This is a genomic window from Paenibacillus sp. FJAT-26967, from assembly GCF_001541095.1.
Lineage (GTDB): Bacteria > Bacillota > Bacilli > Paenibacillales > NBRC-103111 > Paenibacillus_F.
Map to the genome: position 1 here is coordinate 2254691 of NZ_LMXH01000001.1, position 17812 is coordinate 2272502.

13 protein-coding genes are annotated in these 17812 nt (G+C 48.7%); all 13 read left to right on the forward strand.

Annotation, left to right across the window (positions count from 1 at the left end):
• Positions 1-68 precede the first annotated feature (68 nt).
• Positions 69-218, forward strand: coding sequence for a hypothetical protein (locus tag AR333_RS24595; protein ID WP_156430855.1), 150 nt, complete (start codon positions 69-71; stop codon positions 216-218).
• 247 nt (positions 219-465) lie between these two features.
• Positions 466-1752, forward strand: a complete 1287-nt coding sequence (locus AR333_RS09675; RefSeq protein WP_068775035.1) for an ABC transporter substrate-binding protein — start codon at positions 466-468, stop codon at positions 1750-1752.
• A 120-nt stretch (positions 1753-1872) separates the two neighbouring features.
• Positions 1873-2763, forward strand: coding sequence for a carbohydrate ABC transporter permease (locus tag AR333_RS09680; RefSeq protein ID WP_068775036.1), 891 nt, complete (start codon positions 1873-1875; stop codon positions 2761-2763).
• Positions 2760-3614: a carbohydrate ABC transporter permease gene (locus AR333_RS09685; protein ID WP_253735772.1), complete on the forward strand. Its 855-nt coding sequence runs from the start codon at positions 2760-2762 to the stop codon at positions 3612-3614. Before AR333_RS09680 ends, AR333_RS09685 begins: the two co-directional genes overlap by 4 nt.
• Positions 3611-5749, forward strand: a complete 2139-nt coding sequence (locus AR333_RS09690) for an alpha-N-acetylglucosaminidase (RefSeq protein ID WP_068775037.1) — start codon at positions 3611-3613, stop codon at positions 5747-5749. The genes AR333_RS09685 and AR333_RS09690 overlap by 4 nt, the downstream gene beginning before the upstream one ends.
• A 133-nt stretch (positions 5750-5882) precedes the next feature.
• Positions 5883-6680 (forward strand): response regulator, encoded by a 798-nt coding sequence (locus AR333_RS09695; protein WP_068775038.1) that lies wholly within the window; start codon positions 5883-5885, stop codon positions 6678-6680.
• A gap of 2 nt (positions 6681-6682) precedes the next feature.
• On the forward strand, positions 6683-8410 hold the full coding sequence (locus AR333_RS09700; RefSeq protein ID WP_253735799.1) for a sensor histidine kinase: 1728 nt from the start codon (positions 6683-6685) through the stop codon (positions 8408-8410).
• A 187-nt stretch (positions 8411-8597) separates the two neighbouring features.
• Positions 8598-9272: a hypothetical protein gene (locus AR333_RS09705; protein ID WP_068775040.1), complete on the forward strand. Its 675-nt coding sequence runs from the start codon at positions 8598-8600 to the stop codon at positions 9270-9272.
• Positions 9273-9275: 3 nt separating this feature from the next.
• Entirely contained in the window at positions 9276-10562 is a 1287-nt protein-coding gene (locus AR333_RS09710; protein ID WP_068775041.1) for a glycoside hydrolase family 16 protein, read from the forward strand.
• 475 nt (positions 10563-11037) lie between these two features.
• Entirely contained in the window at positions 11038-11958 is a 921-nt protein-coding gene (locus AR333_RS09715; RefSeq protein WP_068775042.1) for a tyrosine-type recombinase/integrase, read from the forward strand.
• Between the two features lie 218 nt (positions 11959-12176).
• A complete protein-coding gene (locus AR333_RS09720) occupies positions 12177-12491 on the forward strand; it encodes a helix-turn-helix transcriptional regulator (RefSeq protein WP_068775043.1) in 315 nt (104 codons plus the stop codon).
• Positions 12492-12635: 144 nt separating this feature from the next.
• Positions 12636-14963, forward strand: coding sequence for a bifunctional glutamate--cysteine ligase GshA/glutathione synthetase GshB (gene gshAB, locus AR333_RS09725; RefSeq protein ID WP_068775044.1), 2328 nt, complete (start codon positions 12636-12638; stop codon positions 14961-14963).
• A gap of 226 nt (positions 14964-15189) precedes the next feature.
• Complete coding sequence (gene ppsA / locus AR333_RS09730; RefSeq protein WP_068775045.1) at positions 15190-17805, forward strand: phosphoenolpyruvate synthase; 2616 nt, start codon at positions 15190-15192, stop codon at positions 17803-17805.
• Positions 17806-17812 lie beyond the last annotated feature (7 nt).

Here is a 17812-nt window from a genome sequence, read left to right on the forward strand (position 1 = left end):
GAAGTGGTAGCGGCATCCACATGAGCTCAAGGTGAAGGCCATCCGGCTGTAGGTATGAAATTCTGTACATGGATTACGTAAAAGAAGCCTCACTTTTGTTTGGGTGTTTGGGTGTTTGGTGGCGCCAACATTTTGATAAAGCAGGGCTTCTTTTGTTTTTAAAAATGGAAAGGGAAAACCGAAAACGAGACAAGCCGGATGATTCCGGAGAAGCGTAAGTGCTTGCCTTTGAGCAGCTTCTCAGATCAGTCTACAAAATCTTGAAGACTAATAGGCAGCCCTTTTGTTACAAGCGACATATCGCCTCGTCAAACAAAGCTGCTTGCTTGCACGCTTCCTCTGTTACAGCTGTTTTCTCATAATGATCATAAATATATTAGATATCCGCGCTCCCGGCCATCGCCTATAATCTAATCAAGAACCGGTTCACAATACGATATATAGCAGAAAAAGGGAGGTCATACCATGAGAAAGTCTTCGATTACGCTCCTTGTCGGGCTGATGGCAATGACAACGGCGCTGTCAGGCTGCGGCGGCAACAACGGTAATGTGCAAGATAGCGGTCAAGGCAGTAGTAAAGAAACTGCCGGCAAGGTGAAAGTGCGCCTCGCCTATTGGAACAAAGAAGACAGCGTTAAGACTCTGCTTGCGCTTGTCGAGGAAAAACTGCCTAATATTGAACTGGAATATCAGTTTATTGATAACAAGCAGTATGACAATATTATTGCGACCCAGCTTGCAGCGGGTTCTGGACCGGATATTGTGTCCGTAAGCCCGGCGGCAAGCACCAAGTATGCCAAGCTTGGTTACCTGCAGGATATCTCTACGCTCGCTGACCGCTATAACGATGGTGGAAAGAACGTGTATTCCGTAGACGGAAAATTGTATGCGATTCCAGGAATCAGCTGGTTTGAAGGCATCTTCTATAACGTCGATATTTTCGAGAAATACGGGTTGAATCCGCCTACGACCTTCGCGGAGGAAATGGCGCTGCACAAAGCCTTGAAGGATAAAGGCTTAAAGCCGCAAGCGATGGGTGCCAAATCGTGGGAGCCGATGATGAAGTCGTCTATGGGCTACGTTATGAACGAGTTCCTTGCCAAGCCGGAAAACAAAAACTTCGACGTGCAGTTCGGCCAAGGAGAGAAAAAGCTGGCGGATAGTTGGGCCCCTGCGGTCGAGCAGTGGTCAGCTCTTATTAAGGACGGCTATCTGAACGAAGAAATGCTCGGTATCGACTACGATCAGGCACTGGATGAATTCGCTACAGGCAAAGCGGCGATGTGGGAGTCCGGTCCGTGGGCGATGGAAGCGATCAAGAAGAAAAATCCGAACATCAAGATCAACATGTTTCCGTTCTACGGTTCGCAGCCAGGACCTGGCTGGCTGATAGGCGGCCCTGGCGTCGGCTTCGCAGCGAGCAGCAAATCCAAGAATGCGGAAGCGGTTATGAAGGTGCTCGATCTGATCTCGACTCCGGAAGGCCAGCAGGCGTTCTGGAACGATAACAAGGGCGGCAGCAGTTATCTTAAAGGCGTTGAATTCGAGATGCCTGCGGAATACGAGGGTGTGAAGGAAACGGTTAAAGCGGGCAATGTGTATGCACCATGGAACAACTGGGGTGACAATGCGCAAGCGCTGATCGAGGAATACGGCAAACGGCTCCAGGAGGTGCTTGGCGGCGGCAGCTCCATCGGCGATGCACTCAAAGGCACGGACGAGAAACGCACCGAACTGAGTGCAGGCTCCTAGCCTTCCGCACACGCGGTTTGTAACATTCATGTGACGATACTTATTCATAACACCAATCATACGGCAGCGCTTAACCGGCGGCTGCCGTCTATTTTGCCAAGAAAGGTCGGTAAGGCCGTGATGAATAAACGAACGTGGAAACGCGAACTGAACTATAGCTTGTTCATCGTACCAGCGCTTCTCTTCTATGTACTCTTTACCGTATACCCGTTCCTGTCCATGTTTTATTACAGCGTAACGGATTATACGGTCCGTAAAATATCGGACTTGTCCTTCGTCGGCTTGGACAATTACAAGCATTTGTTCAGCAGCAATCTGCTGCGTACCGGATTGAAAAACTCCATTCTTTATGCCTTGCTTATGACCGTATTCCAAACGGCGCTTGGTCTTGTACTCGCGGTCTTCCTGGACCGGAAGTTCGCGACGCGCAATCTGCTGCGCTCGGTCTTCTTTATGCCGGCCGTCTTTAGTCCTCTGATTGTCGGGTTTCTCTGGGGGTATTTGATGTCTACCTCCGATTACGGGCTGATCAATCAGGGCCTTACGGCACTGGGGCTCAGCAAAATCAACTTCCTGGGCGATAAAGACATCGCGCTGTATTCCATTGTATTTACGCAATTATGGCAATGGACCGGTTGGGCGATGGTTATTTTCCTCGCGAATCTGCAAAGTATCCCGAAGGATCTCTATGAGGCGGCGGATATTGATGGAGCCAGCCGTTGGAAGCAGTTCTGGCGCGTGACGCTGCCGCTCATGCAGCCGTCGGTCAATGTTGTGACGGTTACGGCGATGATCGGAGGGCTGAAGGTGTTTGACATTATTCTGGCCTTGACGGACGGCGGACCGGGCAATGCCACGCAGACGATTATGACCGCTTATATCAAAACCTCGTTTAATGAGGGCTTCTATAATCGGGGCGCGGCGTTCGGCGTTGTGTTCTTCGGCATCGTCATGGTCATTACGCTTGTTATGATGCGTTATCTAAGCAAGTGGGGGGAGAAAATACGATGACTACGATGACTAACGCAAAGAAACGACAGTTCTACCGCTACCCCTGGATGATGGAAGCGATCCTGATTCTGCTTGCAGCAGCCGTATTTATTCCGATTTATTATCTGATTGTGACGACGTTTAAAACGCCGGACGAAGCCGCGCTCCATCCGCTGTCGCTGCCTGCGAGTCTTGATTTCGGCAATTACGCCGCGGCCTGGAAAGCGATGGACTACCCTCGCGTGCTGGCGAACACGGTAATCGTCACGGTGGCATCCGTGACCAGCATCGTTATATTCTCCGCGATGGCGGCCTATGGACTGGCACGACGCTCGCACAGACTGCACCGGATTATATTTTACTTGTTCCTTGCCGGACTGATGGTTCCGTTTCAAATGGGGCTTGTTAGTCTATACAAGCTGATCAATGGGCTTGGCTTGATGGATACGCTGCTCGCCGTGATCTTCGTTAATATCGGCAGCGGCTGTACGATTGCGATCTTCTTGTTCCATAGCTTCATTCAATCTTCAGTGCCGCTGGAACTGGAGGAGTCGGCATTCATGGACGGCTGTTCGGTGCCGAAGACATTCTGGCTGATCGCGTTCCCGCTGCTGAAGCCCGTCATTGCGACGGTTGCGATCGTAACGACTTTGAATGTATGGAACGACTTCATGAACCCGTTGTTATTCCTGCAATCCAGAGAGAATAATGTGATCCTGCTCGAAGTATTCCGCAATATCGGCCAGTTCTCGGTCGACTGGACGAGCTTGTTCCCGATGCTGCTGCTTGGCATTGCGCCACTCATGGCGTTCTATCTGTTCATGCAGAAATATATGATCAAAGGCGTTGCGGCGGGAGCGCTAAAAGGATGAGCGGGGGAGAGAAAATGGGAATGGAAGAAGCGGGACGAGCGGTTCGTGCTGTCCAAGCACTGATGGTTCGTACAATCGGGGCTGAGCTTGCGAATAGCTTTACTCTTAAAGTCATAACGGCCAGTCAAGATGTCGAACGGTTTGAGATTGAGACTTCGGATGCGGGCCTGATCGAAATCAGAGGCAATACGGTATCCGCTTTGGCGGCCGGTTTTCATTGGTATCTCAAGCACGTAGGCGGCGTACATGTATCCTGGTGCGGAAGCCGCATTGACCTGAAGAAGCCCCTTCCGGCACCGGGGAGTATAATCTGCCAATCTTCCCCGTATCATTACCGCTACAACTTGAATTACTGCACCTATTCCTACTCCATGGCGTTCTGGTCATGGGAGCGCTGGGAGTGTGAACTCGACTGGATGGCGCTCAGTGGAATCAATCTGATGCTGAGTCTGGTCGGACAGGAGACGGTTTGGCGGAATACGCTCGTTCGTCTTGGATATACCGAAGCGGAGGCGGCGGCTGAAATTTGCGGTCCGGCCTTCTTTGCCTGGCAGTGGATGCAGAATCTGACTGGCTGGGGCGGGCCGCTGCCTGGCAGCTGGTTCGAAGATCGCAAGGAGCTTGCAAGACGGATTCATGAGCGGATGCGGGAGCTTGGCATTGAGCCTGTCGTGCCCGGGTATAGCGGCATGGTTCCGGCTGAATATGGCAAGCGGATCGCCTCTGGCGGAAGAATGCCGCTGGACCAGGGGCTGTGGTGCGGCTTCCGGCGGCCTTCGCTGCTGCTGCCCGAATCGCCGGCCTTCGGAGAGATCGCCAAGATTTTCTATGAGGAGCAGGAAAATCTAACGGGATCACGCATCCGTTATTACAGTATGGATCCTTTCCATGAAGGGGGAAGTTCCGAGGGTGTCGATCTTCGCAGCTTTGCCAAGGGTGTCGAGCAGCATATGCTTAACAGTAATCCGGCAGCGGTATGGGTGTTTCAGGCATGGGAAGGTAACCCGAAACGCGAATTGCTGCAGGCTGTAGACCGTGAACATGCGCTCGTGCTTGATCTATGGTGCGAATCCAAGCCGGCATGGACAAGTACGGAGGCTTTTCAGGGCGTTCCTTGGGTGTGGTGCATGATCCAGAATTATGGCGGCAAAAATGGCCTGTTCGGAAATTTGCACACAATTGCAAATGCCCCGATTGCCGCGCTGAACGATCCGGCAGGCGGCATCATGTCGGGAATCGGCATGGCGATGGAAGGCATCGGCACGAATCCTGTCATGTATGACCTGCTTACGGATATGATGTGGCGGACCGAAGCACCGGACATTGGAGATTGGCTCCAAGGATATATTCAACGCCGCTACGGCAGCGCACCGAATGAGGCGATGCAGGCATGGCAGCTGCTGACCGCAAGCGTCTACGATGCGCAGACTGTGCAGCAGGGTGCGGCTGAATCGCTTTTGTGCGCCAGACCCGCGCCAGCCATTGCCAACGTATCGACCTGGGGGCCGAAGGAGCCGCATTACGAGACTTCGAAGGTTCGTGAAGCCTGTCACTTGCTGCTGGCAAGCCGGGAGGCATGTGGTACGTCGGACGGCTACCGCTATGATCTGGCCGATGTTGCCCGGCAAGCCGCCGCCGATAATTCGCGTGTGGTATACGCCGAAATTATGGAGGCTTATGAACTGGGAGATCTAGTTTCATTCGAGCGGGCAGCCGACCGGTTCCTGGCTTTGCTGGACGCGCAAGAGCAGTTGATGCGAACGCGCCCCGAGTTTCTGCTGGGCCGATGGCTGGAGGAAGCCAGAAGCCTCGGCAGAACAGAGCAAGAGCGGCAGTTGCTCGAATGGAACGCCCGTACTTTGGTGACGGTATGGGGACCGCGTGCATCCGCCACGGCGCTGCATGATTATGCTCACCGCGAATGGTCGGGGCTGTTGGAACGGTTTTATCGGCCGCGCTGGGTGCTTTACTTCGCCAGCCTGCGGAATGCACTGAAGAATGGCTGTGAGCCGGCAGCTATCGATTGGTTTGTCTGGGAAGCGGAGTGGACGCTGGAGACTGACCATTATCCTGCCCAGCCGGATGGCTGCGTGTATGAGGCGGCAGGGCGGGTACTGCGTCTTATCGGCGTCTGAATTACGACCAGACACCTTGACGCCGTAAAACCCGATGCAATAAACAGTGTTCGGCACGTAAGCCGGAACACTGTTTTTGCTATCCGACCGGATGTCGATTTTGGTAGAATAAAGTCGTAAAGGAGGAGGACGTATGCTTCGCATGCTTGTGGCAGATGACGATCAGAATGAACGGGACGGAATCCGGTATTTGATTGAGAAACACCGGCTGCCCATGGATATCGCGGAGGCGAGGAATGGAAAGCAAGCGCTTGCAATGCTTCAGGAGATGCAATTTGATGTGCTGCTGACGGATATCCGGATGCCGTTCATGGACGGTTTACAGCTTGCTCAGGAGGCCCGCGACCTGAAGCCGGAGCTTCGAATCATTATTCTAAGCGGGCATGGCGAATTCGAATACGCCCGCAGGGCGATTACGCTGCAGGTGAAGCACTACTTGCTTAAGCCTATAGAACCGGATGAATTTCTGGATGTCATGCGACTTCTGGCAACTGACTTTGAGCCGCAGTCTTACAGCCCCCAGCCGTCTCAGCCGCAGCCGGTCAAGCGGTACACCGCTGCCGCCGAAGAGGATGCCGAACCGTCAGGTGCGGAGGAAGCGCACCGCAAGCGGGCGGTACATGAGGTTATCCGTCTGATCGAGCAGCAGTTTGACCGCGATCTGAGCCTGGATCAGCTGGCCCGGCATGTACATCTGTCCGGCAGCTATCTCAGTCATATTTTCAAACGGACGACCGGCCAGAGCATCGTGAAATATATTAATCAACTTCGCATGGAGAAGGCGCAGGAGCTGCTCAATCAGAACAATTACAAAATCGTCGACGTATGCAGGATGGTCGGATTCGCAGATATGTCCTACTTCGGGGCGATGTTCAAAAACCACTTCGGCATGACGCCTGCTCAATACCGGGAGAAGGTGCGCTCATCTTGAATATGCTGCTCTCTCTCTTTCGTAACCGTAAGTTAATGCACAAGCTTATCGTTACTTATTTGATTATTGGCGTGCTGCCGGTTGCCTCACTCGGCGTGTTCGCCTATCGAGCCGCGGAAGGCTATCTGGAGAAGCAGGCACTGCTCGGGATGAACGATACGGTACGCCAGAGTGCAGCTAATGTGGATCAGGAGCTGGAGAAGGTGCGCAGCTTTATCGATTTTATGGTGTATCATCCGGTCGTGAAGAAGGTCTCCGGGCGGGAGCTTGACAACATGCTCAGCTATACACGCGAGTTGAACGAGAATATTGAGCCGACAATTTGGTATTATATCAACATTCACCGGGAGCTGAAGGAAGTTGTCTTCTATTCGGACTATGTGGGGCGGCAAATCGGCAGTTTTATTTATCCGAGTGACGAGGTGCGGCAAACGAAATGGTACAGGGAGGCCAAAAGCAGCAACCAGACACTATGGCACTATGACGAAAGCAGTGTCCTCTATGCTTCGCATGCGATCCAGCGGAGCGACAATACGACCTTCGCGGGTGTACTCCGTATCCGGCTCGATCATGATCAGGTGTTTGCAAAACTGGAGGGGGACCTCGCGGGCGAAGGGAGGTATCTGATCAAAGATGACGGGGGGAGAATTCTGTACAACGGGGGTGTGGGCGAATCGTTGGCGGCACAGATCGGGGGAAAGCAGCAGCAATCCATCCGCGTGGACGGAAGCATGTACGTGTCGACCGGGGTACCGATTTCGCAAACGGAGTGGACCGTATACTACGTGGCGCCGAAGGATAGCGTGCTGGTCAGTTCTTCCGATATTCTAGGTGCGACGGTATCCGTGCTGCTGTTGTCGGGAATTGTACTGCTCGTACTTATCTGGCTGTTCTCGCGGACGCTCGTAAAGCCGATTCATGCGCTCAAGCGCAGTATAGTCGCGGTCGAGAACGGTGATTTTCATGTTCCGTTCCGGACGGCATCAAGCGATGAAATCGGTGAGTTGACCGCCAGCTTCGATAAGATGGTACGGCGTATCCGAACCTTAATTCAGGAAGTGGACGAAGCACGCACCCAGGAAAAAGAAGCGGAGCTTGCAGCGCTGCAGGCACAGATCAACCCGCATTTTCTGTACAACACGTTGTCACTGATCAACTGGAAAGCGGTGCGGCTTGAAGCTCCTGAAATCAGCCGGGCGGCTAACATGCTCTCGAAATTTTACCGCACCAGCCTGAACCAGGGGAAGACGGTGACGACCGTTTCGGAAGAACTCGCCAACATTCAAGCTTATATCGAAATCCAGCGGATGATGCACAGCGAACGGCTGGAGGTTGTATATGAAATTGACGAACAGGTGCAGAACTGCGAAATCGTGCATTTTGTGCTGCAACCGATCGTGGAGAATGCGATCATTCACGGTCTGGATGAGCGAGAAGAAGCGGGCGGACTGCTGCTCATTCGGGCAGAGCTTACTGCGGATTCAGTCTTTTTGACAGTCCAAGATAATGGCGCGGGCATGGATCCATCTGTGTGCGCGACATTACTGGAGCGGGAGTCGGCGGGAGGATACGGGCTTCGCAACGTGCATGAGCGTATACGCTACTATTGCGGAGAGCCGTATGGGCTGCGGATTACAAGCGTCCTTCATGAGGGAACGACGGTGATGCTGGAATTCCCGCGGTCAGCCTCGCTTGCACGGCCGGAGGGTAATGCTGCGAGAGCCGTATAACACTTTTTACATTGAGAAACTAAGGCCAGCGAGTCCGATAAGGGCTCGTTTTTTCTTATGGACGGGGTTGGAACAGGATACCACGGGATTTACCATAGAAAACGATAAAATCTCATATAGGGATAATTCGTACTTACTTCTATAATGACGTTGTAACCTAAAAGAGCGAGAAGAGGAGGCAGCGGGAATGAAGCGAAATGCGAAAGGCTCGGCGCGCAGCCGGCTTACCGTTACAATTCTGATTGCAGTCGTATTGTTGGCTGTAATGGGTACTATGCTCACAGGATGTACGCCGGAAAAACGCACATCAGAAGCGCAGAAACAAGCCGATCGTGCAGCTCAGACATTGTGGCATGTGAAGGATGCAGGAGGGAATGCGGCGGAAAGCGTAGCGGACGATCATCCCGATGTTATCGCGGTTCGCAAACTGCTTATCATGCATGCGAATGTCATCAATAACCGGAGCTACAAGAACTTACAGCCGGAGGAGGAGCTTGCTTATTATACGGAGACTTTTCGCAGCAATCTTGGAAAGCGCTATCAAGATGGGCTAAAGGAACTGTATGCGCAGCAGCAAATCGAGATTAAGCAGCGAAATCTGGCCTGGTACGACATCACCTTCTCCGCCGATTATCGCCTGGCACAGGCGAAGGTGGAGGACGAATTTGAATTCGTCGCTAGTGAACCGCAATATCTTGCCCAGCGCAAGCTGTCGCTCGGCAAGTTTTATAAGCAGCAACGGGTCGTTGACCTGGTAAAGGAGGGGAATGCCTGGCGAATCGCAGATATGAAGAAAAGCCCGTTAACGGAGGACGGCGTTAAGAAGGATGAAAGTACCGAACTATCCAAAGGAGGAACATAACTTATGAAGCAATGGATCAGAAGAACAGCAGGCTTGATATCGGTAATGGGTCTTGCACTTGGTACTTGGACGGCGGGAGAGGCAGCCGCAGCCGATTTCCCTGCCAACCCGACAACGAAGTCCGGTTATACGCTTGATTTTCAAGAGGAGTTCAACAGTGCTACGCTCGATACGCAAAAGTGGCTGCCCTATTATTTGCCGCACTGGACAAGCGACCGCACCAAAGCGGCAGCACGCTATACGATCGAGAACGGCAACCTGGTCGAACGCATCGACGCCGATACCCCTGCGTGGAATCCGGCGTACGACACCACGGTTCGCGTGTCGAGCATTCAGACGTATAACCGGGATTGGCTTCACCGGTTTAACGGCTCCATGCCTAATGATCATCATGAACCGGAATTTAACGGCTACAGCACCAAATACGGGTATTTTGAGATCCGGGCCAAGTTTTCCAATGCGGGCGGCGGCGGACATCAAGCCTGGTGGCTGGTTGGAACACAGGAGGATACGGACGCGAACGGCCAAACGACCAAAAATTCCGAGATCGACATTATCGAGTCCTTCTTCAGCAAGCCGCAAACGTGGAGGATCGCCGCTTATGGCTGGAACGATCCGGATTTCCTTTCGTATTGGGAGGGGTTCGAGGACCCGGTTCCGTCCGGCAACCCGACAGAGGAGTTTCACATCTATGGGATGGAATGGACGCCGACAGCCCTTAATTTCTATTATGACAACCAGCTCTACAAGACGATCAATCAGGCGCCGCAGAGCCCGATGGGCATGATACTGGGCATCTATACAGATGCCGGCTCCGGTCAGCACAACAACGTATTTCCGAAGAAATGGTTTGTTGACTATGTTCGCGTCTGGAAGAAAAACGGCGGCTATCCGGAACCGTTCGTACAGATCAAGAACCGTCAAACCGGCCAGTCCATGCACATCCAGCAGAAGACAGGCAGCGTTCAGTACGGAAGTGTGCCGGCAACCTATTGGAGTTCGCAATGGATGAGAGAAAAAACGACAGATGGCTATACGCGGTATAAAAACCGTTGGACAGGCGAGTACATGAACGGTGCGCCAGGAACGAATGCAGGATATGGCAGCGTAGCGCCCTCGGTGACAACCAGCAATTGGACTGAAGTAAGCCAGGAAGGCTACAGGCGGATTCAGAACCGCAGCAACGGGATGTTCCTGCACACCGAGAATATGACCGGTAACGTGCAGCAGGGCAGTGTACCGGCAACCTATTGGACGAGCCAATGGTCGTTTGTACCGGTAGCGAATTAAAATTAGGCATGAAATAAACAGCGGCAGCTAAAGGAGATTATTATCATCCTTGGCTGCCGCTGTTTATTGTGATCTTTCTTGAGCTCCCGCTCAAATGTACGTTCGGATAATATAACATGGATAGCTGTCAGATATCGAGTTTACGGGTATCGATCCATTTCACCATCTCCGAATCGCGATGTGAAAAGAACAGGCTTTGTTCGTATCTTTTTTAGTATTTGTAGTGACCAAACTAAGGCAGATATGTGTTATAATAAGTGCGCCAAATACATATTTGGCGCACTTTCCTTTTAAATCGATTTTTATTTTATTTACGACCAGTAGCAGGGCCTCTTTTGTCTTCGAGGTTTGTATGTTGGATAGTTTTTTTGTTAGAAAATGAAGAAGGATTCGTTTGCTCTTACCGGCCTAACGCTTAGAAGCAATCCAGATGTACCGGTGAGCACATGTTGATGGAGGAGAGAGAACGCATCTGATGAGCAGATATGAAATCAAAGAGAAATATGCGGAGCAGATCCGTGCATTTTCATTATGGATGAAACAATTCGGATATACCGAGGCAACGCAAAAAGAGTATAACCGGGAAGTGCTGTGCTTTCTGCAATCCTTAGAAGGCGGTCCAATTGAAGAGGCCGGCAAGATAGGCGTGATCAACTTTCTTGTTTCCAAGCAAAAAACGGCGGGTGAGTCTACAAGAAACCGGTCACTCTCAGCAGTAAGATCCTTTTATAGCGCTTTAATCGACTTCGATTTGGCGGTGAAGAATCCGGCGTTGGAAGTGAGAAAATCCAAGACCGAGAAAAATAAGAAGCCCGTCTATCTCGAAGAAGAAGAGCTGGTACAAAGCCTGGATTATATAAGCGGAAGGTATCGGAACCGAAATATAGCCATATTCCTGCTAATGGGTTATTGCGGACTGAGGGTAGGTGAAGTGCACCGGTTGAACCTCTTGAATTTCAAGAAGGCAAAAGGAACTATCGAAGTGTTCGGTAAGGGTCGAAAGTGGAATGAAATCCCGCTTCCCGATATGCTTAAGGACTATTTAAGCAATGTCTTGGAGGAGCGGCTTACTCCTTACAGCTCCAAAGAAGACGCCTTCTTTGTATCACAAAAAGGAAGACGACTCTCGATCAGACAGATCCAGAAGATCGCCAACCAAACTTTTTCAGCTTTTAAGGAGAAAAATCCAAAGGTAACGGACATGAATTTATCCTGCCATAAGCTGCGGCACTCTTTTGCAACAATGATGCTGAAAAAAGGACACGATATCCGAATTGTGAAGGAACTTATGGGGCATGCGTCTATTGAAACCACCGATCTCTATACGCATATTAATGATGAGCAAAAGAAAAATGCGATGGCTTCTGTTAACATACCGATGGAGGCGATAGGGTAGTGCCGGCTAGATAACAGTCGTTAACGTATAACGATACCTCAATAGAACAGGGGCATTCCAGGTCTTAATTTCTTGACCATGGTGCCGCTGTTTTTATTTTAGAGCCAAGTCACCACTACTTGATAATGGGATAACAAAAAATGGATGTTTGACGTGTTTGTAATGACTTGCTATGATAGATACATCAAAATAAATTGATGGGAGGTTGAGGTGACACTATGAAGGACCCACTTATACAGGAAGATGTTCTAAGTCTGTATGAACAAAAGTTCAAAGCCCTGTCTGATAAGAACCGGCTGAGGATCATCTATGAATTAAATCAGCGAGGCAAAGTATGTGTATGTGACCTGACCGACATGCTGGAATTGCCTCAATCGAAACTCTCCTACCATCTAAAAATGCTGCTTGATGCAAATATGATCCTTATGGAACGGGTCGGGAAATGGAACTACTATGAATTGAACGATGAAGAGATCAAGGGACTCCTATCCGAAAAGCTGTGCTGCCTTTTCTATCCTCCTGCAAAGAACTAATTTTTTTAACTTACATATCAAATAAAATTGATGGATGCAGAACATATTATTTAAATAAAGTTTGGATGTCGTTTGCGCTGAGCAGTGTGATTAAGGGCATCGTTTTGATTTCTTAATGAACCCGAATAAAGGACGGTCATAACCATGAAATTGTTAAATCGTGAACTTGTACAGGTTGTCATAGACAACGGACTTCAAAACGATCTGCTTCGAGGACTTTTTGGGTTGGAAAAAGAAAATGTACGGGTCGACCCGGAGGGGAAACTTGCCCTGACACCTCACCCTAAAGCTTTTGGAAGTAAAACGGAGAATCCTTATATTCAAACTGATTTCTCGGAGAGTCAAATCGAGATGATAACCCCCGCCATTGAGTCGATTGAAGCGACTTATCACTTCATGGAAGCCTTGCATGACATAGTTTCTGTAGAATTGGAAGAAGAATATTTGTGGCCAAGCAGCAATCCTCCCATGCTGCCCGATGAGAAGGAAATTCCGATTGCCCGAATGAGTGACCCCATCGCAGACGGGTATCGAAGTGTATTGGCGGATAAGTATGGGCGTAAGAGACAACTGTTAAGCGGAATTCATTATAATTTTTCATTCGATGAGAAACTTCTTGCAAGACTCTATGCTATCCAGGAGCGGCATAAAGATTTCAAGGAATTTAAAGATGCGATTTATTTTAAAGTAGCCCGTAACTTGCTTAGATATCGTTGGCTTCTCATCTATCTGACAGGAGCAAGTCCTGTTTTTGATAATACCTATATGGAAAAATGTGTAAGAATGGCCGATTCTCATGATAATAAGAGTTATTATTTTCCGATCATGAACTCCCTTCGAAACAGTATGTGTGGCTATCGGAACGAAAAATCCTATTATGTTTCGTTTAACTCGGTCCATGAGTATGTTCATGATTTAAACCGGTTGATCCAGCAGAATGAATTACTGAGCGTCAAAGAATTTTACAGCCCTATCCGTTTAAAGACCTCGAAGGGAATCAACCTCTGCCAAGAACTTGTAGAAGACGGAGTAGCCTACTTGGAGCTTCGATTTATCGACATCAATCCGCTTTATAAGATTGGTATAAGCAAAGAAATGATGCACTTTATCCATCTGTTTATTCTATTTATGGTGTTAAAAGTAGATGAAGCCTTCGATGAAGAAAATATGAGAATAGCTAATATCAATCAGGATCAGATGATCATGCAAGGGATACAGGGTTATTTAAACGAGCCTGAGTATAGTCAGTTCACCATGGAAGAAATGGCTCTCGCTTTTATCGGGGAGATGAAGGAAATGGTGCAGCTCCTGTTTCCCGGAAACGAGGATTATCTTCAGATCCTGGACGGAGAAAAGCAAAAGATTCTTCATGCTGAGCTAAATGTCGCCTCAATAGTGAAGACCGAGGTTCAGAAATCATCCTATCTGTCCTACCATTTGGAAAAGGCAAAAAAATACGCCCGGCAAAGTGTCCAAAATGGATACCGGTTTGCAGGATATGAAGATCTCGAATTGTCAACCCAACTTCTTTTAAAGGCAGCGGTCAAACGAGGCATACGGTTTAATTTGGTTGACCGGGAAGAGAATTTTGTCTTACTTTCACAAGGTAATCATAGAGAGTATGTGAAGCAGGCTACGAAAACGTCCCTAGACTCTTATAGTACGGTGTTAATTATGGAGAATAAGGTGGTGACGAAAGCCGTGCTCAAACAGCATGGAATTCGTGTGCCGTCTGGAGAAGCGTTCCAGAGTATGGAAGAAGCTCTGTCTGCCTACGAAATGTATCGCGGCACTCCCATTGTAATTAAGCCGAAATCAACTAATTATGGGCTAGGCATAACGATATTTAATCGAGATTATTCGAAAGAGGATATGGAAAAAGCGTTTAAAATAGCCTTTACACACGATGGGACAATCCTTCTTGAGGAATTTATGACAGGCAAGGAATATCGCTTTCTAGTTATGGGAGATGAGGTCATAGGAGTTCTGCATCGTGTCCCTGCAAATGTAGTCGGAGACGGAATCCACACGATAGAGCAGCTTGTTCATGAGAAGAATAAGGACCCTCTCAGAGGCAAAGGGTATAAGACTCCCCTTGAGAAAATTCAATTAGGGGAAGCAGAAGAGATGTTTTTGAAGAACCATGATAGGCGTTGGAACGATATACCCCAAGCGGGGAAAGTCATCTATCTCAGAGAAAATTCGAACATAAGTACAGGAGGAGACAGTATCGATCTAACGGATGTAATACCGGACAGCTATAAGGATCTTGCCGTTCAATCCGCTAAAGCTGCAGGAGCGGCCATATGTGGTGTGGATATGATGATTGATTCAATAGAGGAAGAAGCAGACGATACCAATTACAGCATTATAGAACTTAATTTTAATCCAGCGATTCATATTCACTGCTACCCATATAAAGGAAAGAACAGAAGAGCGGATGAAAAGATTCTGGATTTATTGTTTGGTTAGTTGATGAGGTTTTTGATGTGAGTATGATAGCGGAATATCAAAAAAAGAACCTGGGGATTTGTATCAGGTTCTTTTATATTGCGTCTAAACGGACACGATGATATAATCAGTTTACGACTTTCAAAATTATAAGAGCATAGATATACCATCTTATAATTTAATTTTACCACACCGATAAACTCCCGTCAAATGTTTTTCTCAATTTTAATGGTTAGGAGAGATAATGATGAATTCTTTGGTTCTCGGATTTCAAGAAATCGATAAAACGCAGCTTATGCTTGTCGGCGGAAAAGGGTTGAATTTAGGGGAATTATCAAAAATAGCAGGAATACAAGTACCCGAAGGATTTTGTATTACAACAGTGGGATATCAAAAAGTCATTCATCAAAACGAAATGTATCATGCTTTGCTCGATCAACTAGCCATGCTAAAAGTAGAGGAACGGGAACAAATTGGTGAAATCAGCAGGAAGATTCGGCAAATCATTAGGGAAGCTGAAATTCCTTCCGATGTTGTGAGAGCCGTTACTCGCAATCTCTCCCAAGTTGGAGATGAGCATGCTTATGCCGTGCGTTCCAGCGCGACCGCTGAAGATTTGCCGCATGCCTCTTTTGCAGGTCAACAGGACACTTATCTAAATATCATCGGCATTGAAGCCATCTTGCAGCATATCAGCAAATGTTGGGCTTCCCTGTTTACGGATCGCGCGGTCATCTACCGGATGCAGAACGGATTTGACCATAATCAGGTCTATTTATCCGTTATCGTTCAAAGAATGGTTTTTCCACAGGCTTCCGGAGTTTTATTTACCGCAGATCCGATTACTTCGAGCAGAAAGGTGCTGTCCATCGATGCCAGTTTTGGACTTGGAGAAGCGCTGGTCTCTGGCTTAGTATCAGCCGATGGTTATAAAGTACAGGAAGAGAAAATCGTCGATATGAGGATAGCAGCCAAGAAATTGGCCATTTATGCGCTAAAAGAAGGCGGAACAGAGACCCGGCAGATCGCTCCTGATCGGCAAAAGACTCAAACGCTTTCTGAAGAGCAAATTTTACGGTTAGCACGCATAGGAAGACAGATCGAAGCTTATTTCGGCCAGCCGCAAGATATCGAATGGTGTTTGGCCCAAGATACCTTTTATATGGTCCAGAGCCGGCCAATCACGACTTTATTCCCGATTCCTGAAACGAATGATGAAGACAACCATGTTTACGTATCTGTCGGTCATCAACAAATGATGACAGATCCCATGAAACCGCTGGGGCTGGCTTTTTTCCTGTTAACGACTCCAGCACCCATGCGTAAAGCCGGTGGAAGGCTGTTTGTTGATGTTACACATATGCTGTCTTCACCCAACAGCAGAGAAACTTTATTAAATACCCTGGGACAATCCGATCCGCTTATCAAAGACGCGCTTTTGACCATCATAGAGCGGGGGGATTTTATAAAATCGTCCGCAATTGATGAACAAGAAGGGAGTTCCGGTAAAAGCACTAAAGGCATGCCGTCTGAAGGCGTTCAAGCTCAATTCGACTACGATCCGACTATCGTTTCTTATTATATTAAGCGTAGTCAAACCTCGATAGAAGAGTTAAAGCATAACATCCAGGCGAAATCAGGATCGGATTTATTTGATTTTATCCTAGAAGATCTCCAGCAATTAAAGAAAATTATATTTGACCCGCAAAGCCTGGATGTGATTATGGCCGCTATGGGTGCTTCAAAATGGATTAATGAAAAAATGAAGGAGTGGCTGGGTGAGAAAAACGCAGCAGATACACTTACTCAATCTGTACCGGGCAATATTACTTCGGAAATGGGTCTGGCGCTACTAGATGTCGCTGATGTGATTCGTGCTTTTCCGGAAGTTATAAATTATCTGCAGCATGTACAAGACGACAGCTTTCTGGATGAACTGGTTAAACTGAATGGCGGACAGGAGACGCAAGACGCGATCCGTGCTTATCTCGACAAGTACGGGATGCGATGTGCCGGAGAAATTGATATCACCAAAGCCCGTTGGAGCGAAAAACCAACTACACTTGTCCCCTTGATTCTCAGCAACATCAAAAACTTTGAGCCCAATGCCAGCAAACGAAAATTCGAGCAGGGACGACAGGAAGCTTGGAACAAAGAACAAGAGTTGCTAGAGCGATTAAAGCACTTACCGGACGGGGAACAAAAAGCCCTGGAAACCAAACGAAGGATCGACCTGATCCGAAATTTCAGCGGGTTTAGGGAATATCCCAAATACGGCATGATTAATCGCTATTTCGTTTATAAACAGGCTTTACGGAGAGAAGCCGAACAACTCCTGCAAGCGGGCGTTATTTATGAACTAGAAGATATCTACTATCTCAATTTTGAAGAACTTCGTGAAGTCGTACACACCAACCAACTGGATTACCGGATCATCAACAAACGAAAAGACGAGTACAAATTCTATGAAAAGCTAACTCCGCCGCGTGTTATCACGTCGGATGGTGAAATCATTGCGGGGGAGTACAAAAGAGAAAATCTCCCGGTCAATGCTCTGGCTGGTTTGCCTGTTTCTTCCGGAGTTATAGAGGGTCGGGCGCGTGTCATCTTTAACATGGAAGAAGCTAACCTGGAAGAGGGAGACATATTAGTCACCTCATTTACTGATCCTAGCTGGACGCCGCTCTTTGTATCGATACAAGGCCTCGTTACTGAAGTTGGCGGACTGATGACCCATGGAGCCGTTATCGCACGTGAATATGGCTTGCCGGCAGTTGTCGGAGTGGAGCATGCTACCAAGCTGATCAAAGATGGGCAGCGAATTCGCGTACATGGAACAGAAGGGTATATCGAAATATTGTAAGAGCGAG